Annotated in this window: 23 protein-coding genes; 10 read left to right on the top strand and 13 right to left on the bottom strand. The window is 64.2% G+C overall.

Annotated features, from left to right (window positions below; all coding sequences use genetic code 11):
• Positions 1-113: 113 nt before the first annotated feature.
• The 5 genes from SLT36_RS27390 to SLT36_RS27370 form a co-directional block, all read right to left on the bottom strand.
• Positions 114-1,013 carry a LysR family transcriptional regulator gene (locus tag SLT36_RS27390; protein ID WP_067965550.1) on the bottom strand — a complete coding sequence of 300 codons (900 nt, stop codon included), beginning with the start codon at positions 1,011-1,013 and terminating at the stop codon, positions 114-116.
• 63 nt (positions 1,014-1,076) lie between these two features.
• Positions 1,077-1,454, bottom strand: a complete 378-nt coding sequence (locus SLT36_RS27385) for a VOC family protein (protein ID WP_432285109.1) — start codon at positions 1,452-1,454, stop codon at positions 1,077-1,079.
• Positions 1,455-1,555: 101 nt separating this feature from the next.
• Complete coding sequence (locus tag SLT36_RS27380; RefSeq protein WP_432285108.1) at positions 1,556-2,107, bottom strand: SRPBCC family protein; 552 nt, start codon at positions 2,105-2,107, stop codon at positions 1,556-1,558.
• A 24-nt stretch (positions 2,108-2,131) separates the two neighbouring features.
• Positions 2,132-2,539 (bottom strand): DoxX family protein, encoded by a 408-nt coding sequence (locus tag SLT36_RS27375; RefSeq protein WP_432285107.1) that lies wholly within the window; start codon positions 2,537-2,539, stop codon positions 2,132-2,134.
• A 34-nt stretch (positions 2,540-2,573) separates the two neighbouring features.
• Positions 2,574-2,987, bottom strand: coding sequence for a VOC family protein (locus SLT36_RS27370; RefSeq protein ID WP_067965541.1), 414 nt, complete (start codon positions 2,985-2,987; stop codon positions 2,574-2,576).
• A gap of 211 nt (positions 2,988-3,198) precedes the next feature.
• Here SLT36_RS27370 and SLT36_RS27365 point away from each other — a divergent pair, with 211 nt between their 5' ends.
• Positions 3,199-4,365, top strand: a complete 1,167-nt coding sequence (locus SLT36_RS27365; RefSeq protein WP_432285106.1) for an Mrp/NBP35 family ATP-binding protein — start codon at positions 3,199-3,201, stop codon at positions 4,363-4,365.
• Positions 4,366-4,550: 185 nt separating this feature from the next.
• Here the strand turns inward: SLT36_RS27365 and SLT36_RS27360 are convergent, their stop codons facing one another.
• The 3 genes from SLT36_RS27360 to pgi all read right to left on the bottom strand — a co-directional run bounded on the left by SLT36_RS27360 (position 4,551) and on the right by pgi (position 7,499).
• Entirely contained in the window at positions 4,551-5,012 is a 462-nt protein-coding gene (locus tag SLT36_RS27360; RefSeq protein WP_432285105.1) for a GNAT family N-acetyltransferase, read from the bottom strand.
• A gap of 53 nt (positions 5,013-5,065) precedes the next feature.
• Positions 5,066-5,773, bottom strand: a complete 708-nt coding sequence (locus tag SLT36_RS27355; RefSeq protein ID WP_432285104.1) for an HAD family hydrolase — start codon at positions 5,771-5,773, stop codon at positions 5,066-5,068.
• A 76-nt stretch (positions 5,774-5,849) separates the two neighbouring features.
• On the bottom strand, positions 5,850-7,499 hold the full coding sequence (gene pgi / locus SLT36_RS27350) for a glucose-6-phosphate isomerase (RefSeq protein WP_432285103.1): 1,650 nt from the start codon (positions 7,497-7,499) through the stop codon (positions 5,850-5,852).
• 273 nt (positions 7,500-7,772) lie between these two features.
• Between pgi and SLT36_RS27345 the strand changes: the two genes are divergently transcribed.
• Together SLT36_RS27345 and SLT36_RS27340 are read left to right on the top strand one after the other, a co-directional pair.
• Positions 7,773-9,266 carry a PLP-dependent aminotransferase family protein gene (locus tag SLT36_RS27345; RefSeq protein ID WP_432285102.1) on the top strand — a complete coding sequence of 498 codons (1,494 nt, stop codon included), beginning with the start codon at positions 7,773-7,775 and terminating at the stop codon, positions 9,264-9,266.
• A 278-nt stretch (positions 9,267-9,544) separates the two neighbouring features.
• Positions 9,545-11,134, top strand: a complete 1,590-nt coding sequence (locus tag SLT36_RS27340; protein ID WP_432285101.1) for a trimethylamine methyltransferase family protein — start codon at positions 9,545-9,547, stop codon at positions 11,132-11,134.
• Positions 11,135-11,178: 44 nt separating this feature from the next.
• Here SLT36_RS27340 and SLT36_RS27335 read toward each other — a convergent pair whose 3' ends face one another.
• Genes SLT36_RS27335 through SLT36_RS27325 form a run of 3 tightly spaced genes read right to left on the bottom strand, consistent with a single transcriptional unit; the run spans position 11,179 to position 13,340 of the window.
• Positions 11,179-12,411, bottom strand: a complete 1,233-nt coding sequence (locus SLT36_RS27335) for an NAD(P)/FAD-dependent oxidoreductase (protein WP_432285100.1) — start codon at positions 12,409-12,411, stop codon at positions 11,179-11,181.
• On the bottom strand, positions 12,411-12,728 hold the full coding sequence (locus SLT36_RS27330) for a 2Fe-2S iron-sulfur cluster-binding protein (RefSeq protein WP_432285099.1): 318 nt from the start codon (positions 12,726-12,728) through the stop codon (positions 12,411-12,413). The genes SLT36_RS27335 and SLT36_RS27330 overlap by 1 nt, the downstream gene beginning before the upstream one ends.
• 9 nt (positions 12,729-12,737) lie before the next feature.
• A complete protein-coding gene (locus tag SLT36_RS27325; protein ID WP_432285098.1) occupies positions 12,738-13,340 on the bottom strand; it encodes an MSMEG_1061 family FMN-dependent PPOX-type flavoprotein in 603 nt (200 codons plus the stop codon).
• A 146-nt stretch (positions 13,341-13,486) separates the two neighbouring features.
• On the opposite strand from SLT36_RS27325, the gene SLT36_RS27320 reads away from it, so the two are divergent.
• Positions 13,487-14,638: an ROK family protein gene (locus tag SLT36_RS27320; protein WP_432285097.1), complete on the top strand. Its 1,152-nt coding sequence runs from the start codon at positions 13,487-13,489 to the stop codon at positions 14,636-14,638.
• Here the strand turns inward: SLT36_RS27320 and SLT36_RS27315 are convergent.
• The gene (locus SLT36_RS27315; protein WP_432285096.1) at positions 14,635-15,033 is read right to left on the bottom strand and encodes a hypothetical protein; all 399 of its coding nucleotides are present in this window, start codon (positions 15,031-15,033) and stop codon (positions 14,635-14,637) included. The two genes, SLT36_RS27320 and SLT36_RS27315, sit on opposite strands and share 4 nt — an antisense overlap.
• A gap of 162 nt (positions 15,034-15,195) precedes the next feature.
• Here SLT36_RS27315 and SLT36_RS27310 point away from each other — a divergent pair, with 162 nt between their 5' ends.
• On the top strand, positions 15,196-15,531 hold the full coding sequence (locus SLT36_RS27310) for a hypothetical protein (RefSeq protein WP_432285095.1): 336 nt from the start codon (positions 15,196-15,198) through the stop codon (positions 15,529-15,531).
• A 73-nt stretch (positions 15,532-15,604) separates the two neighbouring features.
• Here the strand turns inward: SLT36_RS27310 and SLT36_RS27305 are convergent, their stop codons facing one another.
• The gene (locus SLT36_RS27305) at positions 15,605-16,312 is read right to left on the bottom strand and encodes a DUF6065 family protein (RefSeq protein WP_432285094.1); all 708 of its coding nucleotides are present in this window, start codon (positions 16,310-16,312) and stop codon (positions 15,605-15,607) included.
• Between the two features lie 161 nt (positions 16,313-16,473).
• Between SLT36_RS27305 and SLT36_RS27300 the strand changes: the two genes are divergently transcribed.
• From SLT36_RS27300 to SLT36_RS27280, 5 genes are all read left to right on the top strand, one after another.
• Positions 16,474-16,827, top strand: coding sequence for an ArsR/SmtB family transcription factor (locus tag SLT36_RS27300; protein ID WP_432285093.1), 354 nt, complete (start codon positions 16,474-16,476; stop codon positions 16,825-16,827).
• Positions 16,811-17,272 (top strand): SRPBCC family protein, encoded by a 462-nt coding sequence (locus SLT36_RS27295; RefSeq protein WP_067965512.1) that lies wholly within the window; start codon positions 16,811-16,813, stop codon positions 17,270-17,272. The genes SLT36_RS27300 and SLT36_RS27295 overlap by 17 nt, the downstream gene beginning before the upstream one ends.
• A 110-nt stretch (positions 17,273-17,382) precedes the next feature.
• Positions 17,383-17,832, top strand: a complete 450-nt coding sequence (locus SLT36_RS27290) for a GFA family protein (RefSeq protein WP_432285092.1) — start codon at positions 17,383-17,385, stop codon at positions 17,830-17,832.
• 86 nt (positions 17,833-17,918) lie between these two features.
• Positions 17,919-18,689, top strand: coding sequence for a DUF899 domain-containing protein (locus SLT36_RS27285; protein WP_432285091.1), 771 nt, complete (start codon positions 17,919-17,921; stop codon positions 18,687-18,689).
• A 124-nt stretch (positions 18,690-18,813) separates the two neighbouring features.
• Positions 18,814-18,981, top strand: a complete 168-nt coding sequence (locus SLT36_RS27280) for a hypothetical protein (protein WP_432285090.1) — start codon at positions 18,814-18,816, stop codon at positions 18,979-18,981.
• The last annotated feature ends 14 nt before the right edge of the window (positions 18,982-18,995 follow it).

Genomic DNA, 18,995 nt, shown 5'->3' with positions numbered 1-18,995 from the left:
CCTTGGCGCAGTATGTCTATTGAACCCGATCCAAGGGGCCGGAATCAATAAAGCTGTTTCGTCGTATGATAAAAATTTTCTATCGAGTGGACGAAAGCAGGGGGTAGTGTAGGTCAGGACCTGCGGCGGAAATCGCCTGCCAGCGCCATGGCTTCGTCAAGCAGCGCCTGCACCAGCGTGGTGTTCGGATCGCGCTTGGCGACCACCAGTCCGACAGTGTGGCTGGCATCGGGTTCGACGATCGGTATTGCACGGATCGGTTCGGCAAAACCGAATGTTTCCGCGAGGTTGAGCGGCATGATCGACGACCATTTGCCGGTCCTGATGTGCGAGAAAAGCACGATCATCGAGTTCGATTCCAGCGTCGGCCGCACCTGAACGCCGGCATCTGCCAGGTGCTGATCGATGATGCGGCGGTTCTGCATGTCGGGGGTGAGCAGGCACAGCGGCAGCGTGCTGACCTCTTCCCATGTCACCTTGTCACGATCGGAATATTCGTTCCCCGCCGCCGTGATCAGCTGGTAGCGCTCTGCATAGAGCGGCACGCTGGTCACCCGGCCGAGCGGCTCGTTGTCGAGATAGGTGATTCCCGCGTCGATCTCGAAATTTCCGAGCAGCGACAGAACCTCGATCGAGGTGCGCGAGAGGATCGAGAAGGTGACGCCGGGGTGCTTGTCGCGGAACGGCGTCGTCAGCCTCGGCACCATGGCAAGCGCCGTCGGGATGGCGGCAATGCGGATTCGTCCGGACAGGCCGTGCCGAGCGGCACGCATCTCCTCGCGCATGGCGCGAGTGTCGCCGACGATGCGCCGCGCCCAGTCCAGCACCTGCCGTCCCTCGGGCGTCAGGCCCTGAAAGCGCGAGCCGCGCTGCACCAGCATCACGCCAAGGATGTCCTCGAGCTGCTTGATGCCGGCCGACAGCGTCGGCTGGGTGACGCCGCATTCCTCGGCGGCGCGCCCGAAATGTTGCTCTCTTGCGAGCGCGATGAAGAACTCAAGCTTGTCGATCATGCCGGAAAACTATCCGGCGTCGGTCGAATTAGCCAGTCTTCACAAGGGACTACCGCATCAAAATCACTGGTTGATCAGGTTGAGGATGTTGCCGTCGGGATCCTTGAACCAGGCAACCCGCAAGTCGCCGAAGACATGGACGTCGCCTTCGAGCCTGACATCGGGCATGTCGTAGTGCTCGAACGCCACGCCCTTCGACCTCAGCTCATTGACGAGGCCGTCGATCCGGTCGCCGACGGCCCAGGTGACCGAGGTCGCCTTGTTCGTTCCGGCATAGTCCGAGCGGTAGACGTTGATCACAGTGTCGCCGCTCTTCAGCACCGACACCTCGTCGCCCATGTGCTCGACCTCGCTGAGACCGAGCGTGTTTTGGTAGAAGGCCCTGGCGCGTCCGAGATCCCTGACGGCCACATTGGCAACGGCATTGATTTGACCAAGCATGTCAGTCTCCTCTCTGTTGCCCCCGCATTGGGGCAAAGCCCCGGTTGAACATAGTGCCGCCCGGTTGGGCGGCAGGTCTTGCTGTGCTGAGACTGGTAAACTCACGAGCCGGCAAGGCGTTTCCGTTCGGCGATCGCCTTGATGCTCGCGAGGCCCTTTTCGAAGTCTTTGCCGACCATTTTGTCGAAGTTCATGAACACCTGCATCACCTTGGACATGAACGGTGACGGACCGGTCATTTCCCAGTTCAGGCGCGTCTTTCCGGCCCTCGGTTCCATGGTGAAGCGGGCCTCATTGTGCGCTTCGAACGGCTTCAGGAAGTCGAGCTTGATGACAACCTTGTTCGGTGCCACAGCTTCGGTGATCTCCATCCGGCCGCTGCCGACCTTCTTGTTACCGTCCCATTCGTAGACCGCGCCGCGGCCGGTGCTCGCACCGCTCATCTTGCGCTTGAGGTCGGGGTCGAGCGCCTCCCATGGCGACCAGTCGCGCCAATTGTGGAAGTCATTGATCAGCGAAAAGATGGTATCAGGGTCTGCGTCGACATCGGTCGTACGCCGGATCGAGAAGATAGCGGGTTTGGTCGCGGCGATCGCCAGGATGATGAGGATCGCGAGCACGAGCAGCCCGAGGATGATGGCAAGAACCTGCATTGTCGTCTCCTGAGGATGGCTGGTTCAGCGGCGGAATGGGATCAGCGCCTGCAGACGCGGATCGCGCAGATACAGCCCGCCCCAGGCCATCAGCCCGAGATAGACGCCGAACAAGGTGTGCGAAAACATCGGATTGCCGATGCGCAGGTGGATGGCGATGGCGCCGCCGAGATAGCCGGTCAGAAGGATCGCGCCGAGGATCGCAGTGCGTGGCCAGGCGTAGAGGATGGTGCATGCCAAGGTCAGCACGCCGAGTGTGCGTGCGAGCTCCGAAGGCAGGCCGAGCGTCGCCATGGTGTCGTGCACGACCTGCAGCGGCACCAGCTTGATTGCGCCGTCAAACAAAAGGAAGACAATGACCAGGCCGCTGAGAACGCGCCCGGTCCACAGGGCGCCATTGGAAATTGCGGGAGTTGCAACTGCAGTATTCATTGTCAGGTTTCCTCGTAATGCCGCTAGTTTGAAATTATTCGCCAGCGTTGCCGCTGCTGATCATCCAGGGTGTTCCGAACTTGTCCTTCAGCATGCCGAACCCCTTGGCCCAGAATGTCGGGGCAAACGGCATGGTGACAGTTCCGCCATCGGCAAGGGCTGCGAAGATGCGCTCGGCGCGGGCAAGGTCGCCGAGGTCGACCGAGATCGAGAATCCGCCCATTTCGCTCGCATATTGTGGCGGCGAGTCCGACGCCATCAGCGACTGGTCACCGATCGACAGTTGCACGTTCATCACCTTGTCCTGCCAGTCCGCAGGCATGCTGCTCTCGCCGGGTTCGTCACGATAGGTCACCAGGCCGACGACCTGTCCGTCGAACACGTCGGCGTAGAACTCGAAAGCCTCACGGCAATTGCCGTTGAAGAAGAGGTAATTGACGAATTTCATCACGGTTCTCCGGGTGATTGCTCTCCATATGCCCCAAGGACGCAGCAGGCAGCGCCGATCCTACATCCCTGCTGAAGTTTCTTTGCCGGTGTAACATGGCGCCGGATCAGGCACTTGCCAGCGGTCAGGATCCGGCTGCCATTTCGGGTAGCTTGGTTCTTCCGCCAAACTGCATTATCTCAGGCTCGACACAGAGCAGCAGGTTCGTCACATGACAGTCACCAAGGAAATCGTTGTCGAGCGTCTCAAGACGGTCAACGGCCCGGATTTCTCAGGCAACATCGTCGATCTCGGATTGGTTTCCGACATCTTCATCGCCGACGGCAAGGTGTTCTTCTCGATCACCGTGCCGGCCGCCCGCGCCCAGGAGATGGAGCCGCTGCGTGCCGCGGCCGAACGCGTCGTCAAGGCGATCCCGGGCGTCAACGGCGCCGTCGTCGCCCTGACCGCAGAGAAAAAGGGCGGCGGCATGGAAGCGCCGGTGCCGCAGAAGCCAGCCCTTCGTCCGGCGCCCGCACCGGCGGCACGGCCTGCTCCGCACGCACCGGCTTCGCAGTCGCAGGGCAAGCGCGGAGTTCCCGGCATCGCCTCGATCATCGCCGTTGCTTCCGGCAAGGGCGGCGTCGGCAAGTCGACGACTGCCGTCAACATTGCGCTTGGCCTCGCTGCCAACGGCCTCAAGGTCGGCGTGCTCGACGCCGACATCTACGGCCCGTCAATGCCCAAGCTGCTTGGCATCCATGGCCGCCCGGAAACCGTCGACGGCAAGATCCTTAAGCCGATGCAGAAGTATGGCCTCAAGGTCATGTCGATGGGTTTCCTCGTAGATGAGGAGACACCGATGATCTGGCGCGGCCCGATGGTCATGTCGGCGCTCACCCAGATGTTGCGCGAGGTCGAATGGGGTCCGCTTGACGTGCTCGTCGTCGACATGCCGCCCGGCACCGGCGATGCCCAGCTGACCATGGCCCAGCAGGTGCCGCTGGCGGGTGCGGTCATCGTCTCGACGCCGCAGGATCTGGCACTGATCGACGCGCGCAAGGGTCTGAACATGTTCAAGAAGGTCGACGTGCCGCTGCTCGGCATCGTCGAGAACATGAGCTATTTCATCGCCCCCGACACCGGCGCGCGCTACGACATCTTCGGCCATGGCGGCGCCAGGCGGGAAGCCGAACGCCTCGGCGTCACCTTCCTCGGCGAAGTGCCGCTGGAAATGGGCATCCGCGAGAGCTCCGACGCGGGAACTCCTGTGACGGTCGCCAGGCCGGACAGCGCCCAGGCGCAAACCTATCGCGCCATTGCCTCCAAGGTCTGGGAGCGGCTGCAGGAAGAGCAGGGCGCTGCAGCGGCAGCGACACCGACGATCGTGTTCGAGTAGCCACCGCTAGGGATTGGGTGCTGAACAATAGGCCGCGCGGACGATTCTGGAGGTCGCGTGCTTCGCACCTCTCGTGCCGTCTGCTTCGGCGCTCTCAGGCCCCGGCTCAGGCCGGGGTTTCTTGTTTGTGGACGGCAATTCGGGCAGCTTGGATCCGGTCCAGCGAATGGCCAGGCGGTCGCGCCTCAGCTCTCCCGCACCGGTATACGTCTCATCTCAAATCCCGTCTTGGTCGTCTGGAAGCCTGCGTTGCGGTAGAAGCCCAGCGTCGCCGGTTCCTTGGAACTCGTGAGCAACATCACCTTGTAGCAGCCGAGCGACCACGCCTCCTCGACGGCCGTGAGCAGCACTGCCTTGCCATGGCCCCGGCCGCGGAAGTCGGCATGCGTCACGACATTCTCGATCAGCGCGTAGTTGGCGCCGCCACGGACGAAGTTCGGCACCACCACAAGCGTGCAGGTCGCCACCTGCCTTCCGTCGACCAGGCCGAGCAAGATGCCGCTCGGCCCGTAATGCGAGAACCGCTCCCAGATCTCCCCCGCATGCCCGGTGCAGACCGGCTCGTCAGGCACGAGATGGCGATAGAGCTGCACCAGTTCGGGCAGGTCCTCGCGGGTCGCCCGGCGGATGGTCAGCTCGTCGGCCATGGGTTTTCCTTCGGGGTGGCTGGATGCCAGTGGGTGTTGCCGATGGGCCCCGCTCAGGCCTCGCGTGCCAGATAGGCGGGCAAATCGGCGATCGAATCGAGCACCACGTCGGCCATCGGCGTCAGCGATTCCCGCGTGCCGGTGCCCGACAGCACGGCGATGGCCAGGGCGCCGCCAGCCTTGGCCATCTCGAGGTCGTGACGATTGTCGCCGACCATGGCGATCTCCGACGGCTTGAGGCCGGTGAGGTCGGAAAAGGCATGGATCGCATCGGGCGCCGGCTTGGGGTTGGCGACGGCGTCGTAGCCATAGGCCGCGTCGAACAGCTGGGCGATGCCGAGCGAAAGCAGCGTCTTCTCCGCGCCGCCGGTCGAATCGTTGGTGGCGACGCCGAGGCGGAAGCCGGCGCTGTGCAGGTTCGCCAGCGCATCCTTGCTGCCCGGCAGCGGCACGGCCTTGGCCGAGCCCTGCTCGGCCGATACCTGGTCGAACATCCTGATCAGGTCAGAGCGCTCGCTGGCGGTTGCGCCGGGATACCAGAGCGCGACGATATCGGCGTTGGTGCCGGCGGCAAAAACCGAGTCGGCCTTGAAGCAATGGGCGCCGAAATCGTAACCGGCTGCTTCCATCAGCGCGGTTGCCTGCGCCTGGTCGCCATCCGCCGCCTTCAGCGCCATCATTTCGCCGATGGCGAACCACGTCGCCTGGAAATCGACAAGGGTCCCGTCCTTGTCGAAAAGTATGCCCTTGATGCCCCTCAAATCACTCACTCCTCCGACCGTGCGCCCCGGCGGAAGGCCGAATGCGCAGGTGCAATGCCAGGGGCGCCGTCCGCTTCTATTGCCCGCGCGGCGCTCTGAGGCGGTGGATATGCTCCACGAGGCCGGCTGTCGAGGAGTCATGACGCGCGGCATTTTCTCGCCCATCCACGACAGGCAACAAGCCGGTGGCCAGTTCCTTGCCGAGTTCGACGCCCCATTGGTCGAAGGCGTTGATGCCGAACAGCTGCGCCTCGACGAAGACGCGGTGCTCATACAGCGCAATCAGCCGGCCGAGCATGTAGGGGTCGAGCTTACGGTAGAGGATCGTCACCGACGGGCGATTGCCCGAGAAAACGCGGTGCGGCGCGATCTTGTCGACCTCCTCCGGCTTGATGCCCTTGGTCAGCATCTGCCGCCGTGCTTCCTCGAGCGTACGGCCCTTCATCAACGCTTCCGACTGCGCCAGGCAGTTGGCAAGCAGCAGGTCATGGTGTTCCTGCAACTCAGGTTCATGGCCTTCCGCCGCCGCGAGGAACTCGACCGGAATGAAGTCGGTGCCCTGGTGCAGCAACTGAAAGAAGGCGTGCTGGCCGTTGGTGCCCGGCTCGCCCCACACCAGCGGACCCGTCGGCGTCACCACGCCGCCGCCCGATATCGTCACGCTCTTGCCGTTCGATTCCATGTCGAGCTGCTGCAGATAGGCTGGCAGGCGCGACAGGCGCTGGTCGTAGGGGATGACGGCGCGGGCCGGATAGCTGCACACCACCCGGTGCCAGAAGCCGATCAGCCCCATCAGCACCGGAATGTTCTTGAGCAGCGGCGCCGTGGCGAAATGCTTGTCCATGGCATGCGCGCCGGCCAGGAATTCGCGGAAGTTCTTCGGCCCGATGGCGATCATGATCGGCAGGCCGATCGCCGACCATAGCGAATAACGCCCGCCGACCCAGTCCCAGAAGCCGAACACGCGCGACGGCTCGATGCCGAAGGCGGCAACCTTGTCGAGAGCCGTCGATACGGCGGCGAAATGGTGGCCCACCGCCTTTGCCCCCAGCTTCTCCTCGACCCAGCGCCGCGCAGTGGCGGCATTGGTCATGGTCTCGACCGTGGTGAAGGTCTTCGACGCGATGATGAACAGCGTCGTGCCGGCGTCGAGCCCCTTCAGCGTGTCATGGATGTGGGCGCCGTCTATGTTGGAGACGAAATGCGCGCGCGGCCCGTCATGATAGGGCGCCAGCGCCAGCGTCGCCATGGCAGGGCCAAGGTCGGAACCGCCGATGCCGATATTGACGATATCGGTAATCTTTTTGCCGGTGGCACCCGCCGCCTTGCCCGAGCGGACGTCGTCGGCGAAAGCCGACATGGCATCGAGCACGGCATGCACGTCAGTCGTCACGTCGTGGCCGTCGAGCATCACCCGTTCGCCGCGCGGATTGCGCAGCGCCGTGTGCAGCACGGCCCGGTCCTCCGTGACGTTGATGCGCTCGCCGGCGAACATCGCTGCACGCCTGCCTTCGAGATCGACCGACTGCGCCAGCTTTTCCAGCAGCGCCATGGTCTCGGCGTCGACGGCGCATTTCGACCAGTCGAGCAGAAGGTCACCGTCGGAGGCGGAAAAATGCTGGAACCGCTTCGGGTCGGAAGCGAATGCCGCCCTGAGATTCTTCGGTGCGTCCTGATGGTGGTTGCGAAGTGCGGCCAGTGCCGCCTTGAATGGTTGGTCGATCACCTGGGAACTCCGGAAATGTCAGCTGCTGGCATCATCCTAGCAGACCTTGGGACTGATTGAGAGGCGTCGCGGCGGACTATCGCCGCAAATTTCAATCGATTCAACTGGTGTCTTTCAATCGATTTAATCCGTGTCGTCTGCAACCGTCGCTCGAAAGGTTCACTGGCATAAATCTATAAGATTAGAAAAATTGATTGGTGCAACTGCTTGTGCCAAGGATAGCTTTCTATGGTCCAGCGAAGTCAAAAGACTGGACATGCAGGAAACGTCCCCATGCCACAGCGAAACGATACGGCCATCTGGTCAGGCTTGTTCAGAATTTCGGCGGAATCAGGTCAGACGCTCCAGGCCCAGATCCGACAGGCGATCGTTGCCGCCATTCTCGACCGTCAGATCGCGGCTTCGATGCCGCTGCCGTCGTGCCGCATCCTGGCCGAAAAACTGGGTGTCGCGCGCGGCACAGTGGTGCTGGCGTTCCAGCAGCTTGTCGACCAGGGTTTCCTCGTCGCGCGTGAGCGCCGGGGCCACTTCGTGAATCCCGAAGTTCTGGCGACACCGGCCAAGCCGCAGCAGAAGAGCCCCGATCAGGCCAATGAAATCGATTGGAAGGCGCGCCGCCAGATCGCCGCCTCCGACATGCAGCCGCCGGCCAAGCTCGATAACTGGATCAAGTCGTCCTATCCCTTCGTCTACGGTCAGTTCGACCCGACGCTGTTTCCGACCGCCGAATGGCGCGAGTGCAACCGCATGGCGCTGGCCGTGCTCGAGATTCGCAACTGGGCGGCCGACATGGTAGACCGCGACGATCCGCTGTTGATCGAACAGATCCAGGCGCGTCTGCTGCCGCGTCGCGGCATCTTCGCCAATCCGGACGAGATCATCGTCACGCTCGGCGCCCAGAACGCGCTCTACATGCTGGCCACGCTGTTGATGAGCAAGGGCTCCAAGGTGGCGATGGAGGATCCGGGCTACCCCGACGCGCGCTCGATCTTCCGTCTCGCCGGCGCCGACATCGAGCCTGTTCCGGTCGACCATTCGGGTATCGTCACCTCGGCGATCCCGTCTGATGCCGGCTTTGTCTTCGTCACGCCGAGCCACCAGTGCCCGACCATGGTGCCGCTGAGTGCCGAGCGCCGGCAGGACCTGCTGGCGCGCGCCACGCGCAACAACCAGATCATCATCGAGGATGGCTATGACAGCCAACTGCTCGATGAAGCGCCGCAACAGGCCTTGAAGAGCCTCGATCGCTCCGGCCGCGTCGTTTATGTCGGCTCGATGTCGAAGACGCTCGCGCCCGGCCTGCGCCTTGGCTACATCGTCGCCTCGGCCGACCTCATCGCCGAACTGCGCGCATTGCGCCGTTTCATGCTGCGCCACCCGCCGGCCAACAACCAGCGCGCAGTGGCGTTGTTCCTGTCGCTCGGCCATCACGAGGCGCTGGTGCGCCGCCTCTCCACCGCTTTTGGCGAGAGGCGCAAGCGATTGGTCCAGGCGATCTCGGCTTTTCTGCCAGAATGGCAGTCGACCGACTCGGCCGGCGGCACGTCTTTGTGGCTGGAAGGCCCCCGCGGCACCGACTCGCGCGGTCTTGCGGCAGCGGCAGCGGCGCGCTCGGTCATCATCGAGCCGGGTGAGCGTTTCTTCGAGCATTCCGATAAGCCGACACGCTTCATGCGGCTGGGCATCTCCTCGATCGCGCTCCAGCACATCGAGCCTGGAATCCGCGAACTGGCAACCGCTGCCGGCCGTCGGCCCGCGGCTGCGTGATCCCTCGGCAACGCTGCCCGCCTCCTCGCGCGTAGCGTTGCACCACTTTGTCCAGCTTCCGATCCCTGCCTGATTTCGGCTCCGATTTCAGGCCTATCGTCCATGCCGGCCGCCGCTTCGTGCCGCCGCGCATATATGAGCGCTCTGGCATATCCGGCGCAATCTGCTGGCCCATAGTCTGGGCCAATGGACGTTGCATAGTCGCGCAAAGGGAACGAGGCGACACGACGGTGGCATAATCACTGCGGGCCAGCCTCACACGAATTCGGAGGACCTGCATGTCAGTTGCCGTCGAAAGCCATGACCTGTCTGCGGAACAACGCTCACGAAGGTCCGGTGGCAGGGAGGCGCGACGGGCGATGCGCGCCGCTCCGCTGGCCGACGACATCCGCCCCGTGCGGGCCGGCCTGGAGGGCGGCACCTTCAAGGCATTGGGCCAGAACGATCTCGAACGCATCCACGAGGCGGTACTGACCCTGCTCGAAACCGTCGGCTTCGCCAACGCCATCCCGAGCTGCATCGAGGCGCTGAAGCGGGTCGGCGCCAGCTACGGCGACGACGGACGCATCCGCTTCCCCAGGGAATTGGTGCTGTCGACCATCAGGAACGCCGCCCGCAACTTCACGCTCTGCGGCCAGGACCCGAGGCGCGACATGGTGATTCAGGGCAGGCGGGTCCACTACGGCACCGCAGGTGCCGCCGTTCACCTCGTCGACGTCGAGAAACGCGAATACCGCGAAAGCCTGCTGCAGGACATCTACGACGCCGCCCGCATCGTCGACGGGCTCGACAACATTCACTTCTTCCAGCGTCCGATGGTGCCGCGCGACATCCCAGACCCGCTGGAGATGGACTTCAACACGCTTTATGCCTGCGTCTCGGGCACCTCCAAGCATGTCGGCACCAGCTTTACAGTGCGTGAGAACGTCGCCCCTGCCTTGCAGATGCTCTACGAAATCGCTGGCGGCGAGGAAAATTTCCGCGCCCGTCCCTTCGTCTCCAATTCCAACTGCTTCGTCGTGCCGCCGATGAAGTTCGCCGAGGACGCCTGCGGCGTGCTCGAAGCCTGCGTCGAGGGTGGCATCCCGATTCTTTTGCTCTCCGCCGGTCAGGCCGGGGCTACGGCACCGGCGGCGATTGCCGGCGCTGTCGTCCAGGCAGTGGCCGAGGTGCTCGCCGGCCTCGTCTATGTCAACGCGCTGAAGCCGGGCCATCCCGCCATCTTCGGCACCTGGCCCTTCGTCTCCGACCTGCGCACCGGCGCCATGTCCGGCGGTTCGGCCGAGCAGGCGCTGCTGACTTCAGCCTGCGCCCAGATGGCCCAGTTCTATGACCTGCCCGGTGGCTCGGCCGCCGGCATGGCCGACTCCAAGCTGCCCGACATCCAGTCCGGCTACGAAAAGGGCATCACCAATGTCATGGCCGGGCTGTCCGGGCTCAATCTGGTCTATGAATCCGCCGGCATGCATGCCTCGTTGCTCGGCTTTTGCCTGGAAAGCCTGATCATCGACAACGACATGCTGGGCCAATGCCTGCGCTGCGTGCGCGGCATCGAGGTCTCCGATGAGGCGCTGTCCATCGCCACCATCTCCGAAGTCTGCCTCAACGGCCCCGGCCATTATCTCGGCAACGAGCAGACGCTCCGGCTGATGCAGACCGAATATTTCTATCCCGCCGTGGCCGACCGCTTCTCGCCCAAGGAATGGAACGAAAAGGGCAAGCCGGATCTGCTCGGCAAGGCGATCGCGGAGAAGAGACGCATCCTTGCCGAGCGTTTTCCGCGACATATCTCGCGTACCCTCGACGACAGGCTGCGCGCCCAATTCGGCGAGCTGATCAAGCTGCCGCGCTCGGGCATGGGCGGGTAACGCCAGAAAGTCCTGGCGGTATTTCAACAGACCTGCTGTGCGGCCTAGGCTGCGCGTGAAGACTCGGCCACTCGTGCGGCAAGTGCCTTCGCATGAGCCACAATGTCGAAGCCGGGCGCGTTGGCCACGTCCATTCCGAGCGGGACACCCGCGTCGAGAATACGCCGCGCCGCGACATGGACGCGGTTGGCGTTGATCGTCTCGACGGCAGCCAACTGCTGGTCGCGGAAGCATAGCGCGACATGACCGTCATTGACTGCCAGTGTCTGCACCACATCGTCAGGCTGCCTCACTCCCACCATCTTAAGCTTGAGCTCGCCGATATCGCTCCAGAACCAGGGCGTCTCCGGTGTCAGATGGGGCTTGCCGCAGAGCTGGGCCGCGATGCGGCGTGCCTGGAAGGTGGCATTGGCCACGCTCTCCAGCCGGACGCCGCCACGCAGCCGCGCACAGTCGCCAATGGCGGAGATGTTGGCAGCCGACGTCGCCAACGCGTCGTCGACCAAGATGCCGTCGTCGACGTCGAGCCCGGCATGGTCGGCGAGCTCGACACTGGGCACGGCGCCGATGCCGATGGCAACAAGCTCCGTCGCGCACCACCTGCCGTCGCCCAGCCGAACGCCGGTCACGCGGTGCCTGTTGCCTTCGAAACCGGTAATATCGGCGCCGACGATGGTCGCGATGCCCATCTCCCGCAGCGCCGTCGCTAACACCTTGGCCGTCCCCTCGGACACCGAGCGGCTCAGAGGCAGCGGACGCGACGCGGCGATGGTCACCTTCACGCCGCGCCTGGCCAGTACGGCGGCCACCTCGAGGCCGAGATAACCCGCACCAACGACGAAGGCCCTCGTGCCGACGACGACGGACGAGGCCAGCCGGTAGGCGTCGCCGAGATCGCGGATCGAGACGATGCCCTTCAGCTCCTCGCCGGGAACCGCAAGCCGGCGGTTGCGCGCGCCGGTAGCGAGGATCAACTGGTCATAGGCAAGCTGTTCGCCGCTCCCCAGAGTCAAACGCTGCCTCCTGGCGTCAATTTCTTCCACCGCCGTACCGCGCTGCAGCCTGATGCCCTGCGTCGCGTAGAACGCCGCCGGCCTGAGCGCGATCGCCTCGTCGGTCAGCCCCTCGGCAAAGCGCTTCGACAGCGGCGGGCGATGATAGGGCAGGGTGCTTTCTGCACTGACCAGCTCGACGTCCCCGTCAAAACCCTCGTCGCGCAGCGAGGCCGCCGCCTGCACGCCGGCGTGGCCGGCACCGACAATGACGATGCGCTCCATCAGGCGGCTCCCGGGATCGCCACGCTCAGGCCGTTCAGTTCGGGACCGAGCTTGATCTGGCAGGCAAGGCGGCTCTGTTCGGTCACGTCCTCGGCCAGCGACAGCATGTCGGTCTCGTCGTCGGCCGGCGCCGGCAGCCTGCCTGTCCAGTCCAGGGCGACATGGACGTGGCAGGTGCCGCATGAGCAGCCGCCGCCGCATTCGGCGACGATGCCCTTGATGCCGGCGCCAAGGATGGCGCTCAGCAGCGTGCCGCCGGGCTCGGCGCTCAGCAGGCGGGTGTTGCCGTCGGCTTCGGTGAAGTTGATTTCGATCATGTCACACCCTCAGTAGAGCGTCCGCTGGTCGCCCGCGCGGATCCATTCGATCATCTCGTCCTTGTCGAGCCCGGCGATCTGGTCGGCCAGAACGGCACCCAGCGGCGGAAAATCCTCGCGCCTGGCAAAGGTCGCCGGGCTCCAGACCTTGGAGCGGATGACCGCCTTGGCACAGTGGAACAGCGCCTCGCGGACCCGGATGCGGATGGCGACCGGTGGCGTCTTGCCCTGGAAGGCAAGCTGCTCCAGCTCCGGCCCGACGACGAGGTCGGCCTCGCCATTGATGCGCAGGATCTCGCCCAGCCCCGGCACCAGGAACAGGCAGCCGACACGCGGGTTGTCGAGGATGTTCTCCATCGTATCGAGCCGGTTATTGCCGGGCCGGTCGGGGATCAGGATCGTTTGCCTGTCGATCGCCTTGACGAAGCCGGCGGGGTCGCCGCGCGGCGACACGTCGGCGCCGTTGTGACCTTGGGTCGCGATCAACAGGAACGGCGACAGGGACAGGAAATGCAGGCAATGCTGGTCGAGCCGATCGAGCACCTTCTGCACCACCAGGTCGCCGGGCGGCGGAAACATCTCCCTCAGCTTCACGCGGTCGATCGACTGCATCGACTGATCTCCCTTGCTTGCGGCCCATCTCCATAGCGGGCCTGTTCGATCCGCCGCGAGGCTAGCGGAAGCTGGCTTGGAGTCAATAAAGAAATTTCGTTGTTTTACTTTTATATGCTAGCGAGACTGGAATCGAGGGAGGAAACATGGCCAACGGCAATTCGGCGACGCTGACCCGGCGCTACAACCGCACCGTCGTGCTCGACGCGCTGCGCCGCCACGGCAGCCTGTCGCGCATCGAGCTGGCGCGGCTTTCAGGCCTCACGCCGCAAGGCATCCGCAACATCATCGAGGATTTGATCGACACCGGGCTGGTGCGCGAGACCGGCCGCCGGCGCGGCCAGCGCGGCCAGCCGCAGATCGACATCGAGATCAACCCAGGCGCCGGCTATTGCCTCGGCCTGCATGTCGCGGCGGGCGCCTGCCACGCCATCGCGACCGACCTCGCCGGCAACGTCCTGGCGCGGCCGGAGGCGCGCGCCCTAGGCGGCGATCACGGCCAGCAACTGGACGTATTGGGGGCGATCGCGCGCGAGGTGGCCACCGCGGCCGACGGGCTGTCTCGGCTCGGCACAGGTGTCGTGGTCTCGCGTCCGCTTGCCAGCCGCTGGTCGGCGACGGGCGGGCTCGCCGCCGCACAGGCGGATTTCGCCAAGCCCTTCGAGGCCCTGTTTGCGTCGACCCCGCTGGTGTTCGAGAATGACGCCAATGCCGCCGCCATGGCCGAGTACACGCATGGCCGGGCCAAGGGGCGCGGCGACTTCCTCTATCTTTTCCTCGGTGAGGGCGTTGGTGGTGCGATCGTGCAGGGCGGCGTGCCGGTGCATGGCGGACGCGGCAATGCCGGCGAGTTCGGCCACATCCTCATCGAACCCAAGGGACCGAAGTGCCACTGCGGCAATCGCGGTTGCCTGCATGGCTCTCTGGCGCTCGATGGCCTCAGGCGTCTGTTGCCGGCAGGTGCTGCGCTCGCGCCGGAGACCGTTCCGCAATCCTGGCTGGATGGCGCAGCTTCGGCACTGTCTCGAGCGCTCGTCAGCCTCGAGAACATCTTCGATCCCCAGGCGATCGTGCTCGGCGGCACCGCACCTGCCTGGCTGTTGCACAGGCTGGTAGAAAAAATGGGTGATCCCGGCCCGTCGGTTCGTTCGGATATGACAGAGGCACGAGTCGAGGTCAGCGGTCTCGGCCAGAGCTGCGCCCTGATCGGCGCCGCGGCCCTGCCGCTGCTCGCGCTGACTAGCCCGGACCCGGCGACCTTGATGAAGGAGCCTTTGGTCGAGCAGGCTGCCGATTAGTCGGCCGACAACCCGAAGCGTTCGACGACGTCGGGATTGATCAGCTTGGCATGCAGCGCCAGCAGGATGATCTGGGCGTCGAAACTGTCCTCGGCATCGAGCGCGATCTCGATGCGCTGTTCCGCCCGCACGGCCATGTCGCCGCCATTGGCGCCGGCAAAGGCGTCGGCGCCAGCAATGCAGTAGCCGAACAACTGGGCGATGGGCGGATAGGCTGAAGAAGGCGGCTCTTCGGGCCAATGGTCCTTCATCAGGTTGACGATGGTGAGCTTCACCCCCTCCGGCACCAGCGCCGGATGCAGGTCGACCGCGCGCAACGCCGCATCAAGTTCGCGCAGGTCGCTGGAGCGGCCGAACAGGCCGAGGAAACCGAGGGATGATCGTCGTCTGGCCATGGCTTGCGTCCGTTGCGTCGGTTTCCAGTTAGGCGAGGCGAGGGGTGAATTCAAACATCCTCGGACATTCATCGGCAGAATTTCCCGGCGGCGGTGGAATAGTCACCGATGTCTCCCGTTCCTCCCCGGCAATCAGCAAGATTGTCGAACAGGAGATGACAGATGAAAAAGACCCTCGCCATTCTTGGTGCCCTGATCTTCGCCGCACCGCTGGCGCAGACGCCTGCACATGCCGACGACGACATCAGCCGCTTCTTCAAGACGGTCATTGCCGGCGGCAAGAAATCCGACGGCAAGAGCTGGTCGAACAGCTCGTCGAACGCATCGAGCAATTCGAGTTCCAACCGTTCGTCGAACTCGTCCAACAACTCGAGCTCCAACAGCTCGTCCAATTCCTCCAGCAACACGAGTGCGAACTCCTCGTCCAATTCCAGCTCCAATTCGTCGTCGAACTCGAGCTCCAACAGCTCGTCGAACTCGTCGTCCGACGACGATTGATCCCGACGGAAACGCAGAAAAAGGGCCGGTGGTTTGCCACCGGCCCTTTTTCGTACGCCTTGAAAAGGGCGCCTCAGCGCTGGCTGCGGGCGAAGCGGCGATACCAGCCGTCGGTGGAGATGGTGTTGCGGAAGGTGCGGCTGCGGTCATGTTTTTCGTCTTCCCGCTCGGCCCGAATGTCTGCCGAAAGCTCCAGCGCCTTGCGCTCGAAAGGGATGACCTGCGCGATCGGCGCGCCCTTCTCGATGATGTGCAGCCCGTCCGCGCCGGTGGCGAAGAACGGGAAGTGGATCTCGGCCGGATAGCTGTCGGTGTCGACGACGCCCGAGATGATCTCGAAGATGCCATTGGGGCGGTTCAGCGGCTGCACGAACAGGCAGCTCCAGCCCGGTGGGGTACGGATGCTCCAGTAATTATGGAACTTGCACGGCGGCAGCGGCGCGCGCGGATTGCCGGCCACCTGATGGGCGCCGTGGTTGCTGACCAGCGTGCGGTCGAAGTCCCAGGCGGTATCGACCTTCTTGCCGCCGTCCGAAACTTCCATGCGCACGGTTGCCGCCAGCCGGATGATCCAGCCGGCCGTCATGGCGTCGAGAAACGGCATGCATCGTTTGACCGTCAGCCCGCTGTCGCCGGTCGACAGCTTCTCGGGATCGACCGCCGGCAGCTTGCGAAACCAGTCGGGCATGAAGGTCTTGGCCGACACCGGCGGCGGGATCACGCCGTCGTCTTCGGGGCGGCAGAGAAAGCGTATCGCGCGCGGCTTGGGCGTCAGGAACATTCTTGCATCTCCTTGATGATGGCAGGGAGAACGGGCGGGCAGGGCGTCTATTCCATGGCGTGGTCATGCAACCCTTCCGGCCGCTATTTTCGGCCTCGCTTGACAGCGTGGCTTTCCGGTTGTACTTAACAGATAGGTTAATTAACAAGTCTGCTAAATAGATGACCAAAGATCACCTCGACGCCACATTCGCCAGCCTCGCCGACCCGACCCGACGGGCCATCCTTGCCCGGCTTGCGCAGGGCGAGGCGACCGTCAACGAGCTGGCCGAGCCGTTCGAGATGAGCCTGCCGGCGATCTCGCGCCACCTGAAGGTGCTGGAGCGCGCCGGTCTGATCAGCCGCGGCCGCGAGGCGCAGTGGCGCCCGTGCCGGCTGGAGGCGGGGCCGCTCAAGGACATCGCCAACTGGGTCGAGCGCTACCGCCGCTTCTGGGATCAGAGCTTCGACCGCATGGCCGACTATCTCAAGGAACTGCAGACGCCCAGGGGAGACCAGGATGACCGCAAGAACTGACACCGTCGCCGCCCAGTCGCTCGTCCTCGAATTTTCACGTGTCTTCGATGCGCCGCCGGCGCTCGTCTTCCGCATGTGGTCGAGCCCCGAGCATCTCTGCCGCTGGTGGGGGCCGAAGGGCTTTACGTCGAGCTGCGAGACGCACGAGTTCCGTAACGGCGGCAGCTACCATCTGCTCATTCATGGCCACGTCGAGGATGGCATGACCGGCACCTTCCGCGAGGTCGTCGAGAACGAGAGGATCGTCTTCACCTTTGCCTGGGACCACGACCCCGACTGGCAAACGCTGGTGACGGTGACGTTGAAGCCTGAAGGAGACCGCACGCGGCTGACCTTCCGCCAGGAGCCGTTCCTCGACGTCGAAACGCGCGACTCGCATCTGGGCGGCTGGGGCGAATGCCTCGATCGCCTGGCCGACGCGCTTGCCGGCCGACCCGTGCTGTGAAGCTTCGCGCCGGCTGAAGCCGCCGGCGCGCCGACTGCCCGATTGAAACCGCTGTCCCCGATGATCGTTGTCGATCATCGGAACGAACAGCCATGCGAGGAGAAACGAAGATGCTGAAATCCTACCGCGGCAGTTGCCATTGCGGGGCCGTGCATTTCGAATGCCAGCTCGATCTGGCACCCGAAGGCCAACGCTCGACGCCTGAGCTCGACGGCGTCTGGTGGACGTCGAGCTTCCGCTGCAACTGCTCCTGGTGCGCCAAGACCCGTTTCTGGAAGAATTTTGCCCGGCCTGCCGGCTTCCGCGTCACCGCGGGTGCCGACATGCTGACCGAGTACCGCTTCAACTCGTCAGCCATCCGCCACACTTTCTGCAGCCGCTGCGGCGTCCATCCCTTTGCCTCGGCAAGCTTCGACATCATGGGCGGCGACTTCTTTGCGGTGAACATCGCCTGTCTCGACGACATCTCGGCCGACGAACTGGCTGCCGTACCGATCACCTATGAGGACGGCAAGAACGACGCCTGGGACCGGCCACCTGTGGTGACCGCCTACCTCTAGCAGCAAGCATCGGACCTTCGAGCCGTGCATGACGGCCGCCACGGGGCGGCCGATTGGAAACCTGTGTCCAAAAGATGGAGAGTGACATGCAGCATGAAACCGTATCACGAGACGAGTGGGTTGCGGCGCGCCGGACGCTGCTTGCCAAGGAAAAGGCAATGACCAGGGCGCGCGACGCGCTGAGCGCCGAGCGGCGCGAACTGCCCTGGGTCAGGATCGACAAGCAGTATTATTTCGACGCTCCCGAAGCTAGGCTGTCGCTGTCCGACCTGTTCGACGGGCGCAGCCAGCTTTTCGTCAAGCACTTCATGATGGCGCCGGGCCAGCAGCACCATTGCGTCGGCTGCTCGTTCGAGATGGACAATGTCGACAGCGTGCTCGTCCATCTCGAAAACCACGACGTCAGCTACGTTGCGGTCACCCGTGCGCCGCTGGCCGAAGCCGAGGCGCTGAAGGCGCGCATGGGCTGGAAGGCGCGCTTCGTCTCGTCCTTCCGCAGCGACTTCAATTACGACTTCAACGTCTCCTACACGCCTGAGCAATTGGCGGCGAAGCAGGCCGTCTACAACTTCGCGCCACTCGATTTCCCTATCGAGGATCTTTCCGGCGACAGCGTCTTCTACAAGGACGATGACGGCCAGATCTATCAGACCTATTCGACCTTCGGCCGCGGCGCGGAGCAGTTTCTCGGCATCTATGGTTTTCTCGACGTGATGCCCAAGGGCCGCGCCGAGAACGGTCCGTTCCACCTGCTCGCCGACTGGGTCAGGCCGCACGACATGTATGGCAAGGGCGGCATGGTCGAGATGACGGGCCGCTACCACCCGGCGGATTGCGGCTGCGGCAAGCACGGCTGAGCGGGTGATGTGCTGCGCCCTGACAGCGTTGCTCTTCGCCGCGATGGCAGCCTGGCGCCGCTTGCTGAGAGCGGCATCCGGTTGGCATCACCGGGTGCGCTGGGGTGCAGTTGTTGGCACGGCCTTGGCCGTAGGTATCGGGACAGCTGCCGCCGCGCAGCATCTCGGTCACTACGCCGCGCGTGCCGAGACCAACCAGCGCAGCATTCTCGCCGAGATGCTGGCGCAGCCGATCTGCTCCGGCGAAGCCGCAAATGTGGCGGGCGAGCAAACGGCGATCCGCCTCGACTGACTGCGTCTCGGGCT

This window comes from Aminobacter sp. BA135 (genome assembly GCF_050859125.1).
Classification (GTDB): Bacteria; Pseudomonadota; Alphaproteobacteria; order Rhizobiales; family Rhizobiaceae; genus Aminobacter; species Aminobacter ciceronei.
The sequence above is the reverse complement of the archived record's forward strand: the minus strand, read 5'-3'. Positions and strand labels throughout refer to the sequence as shown.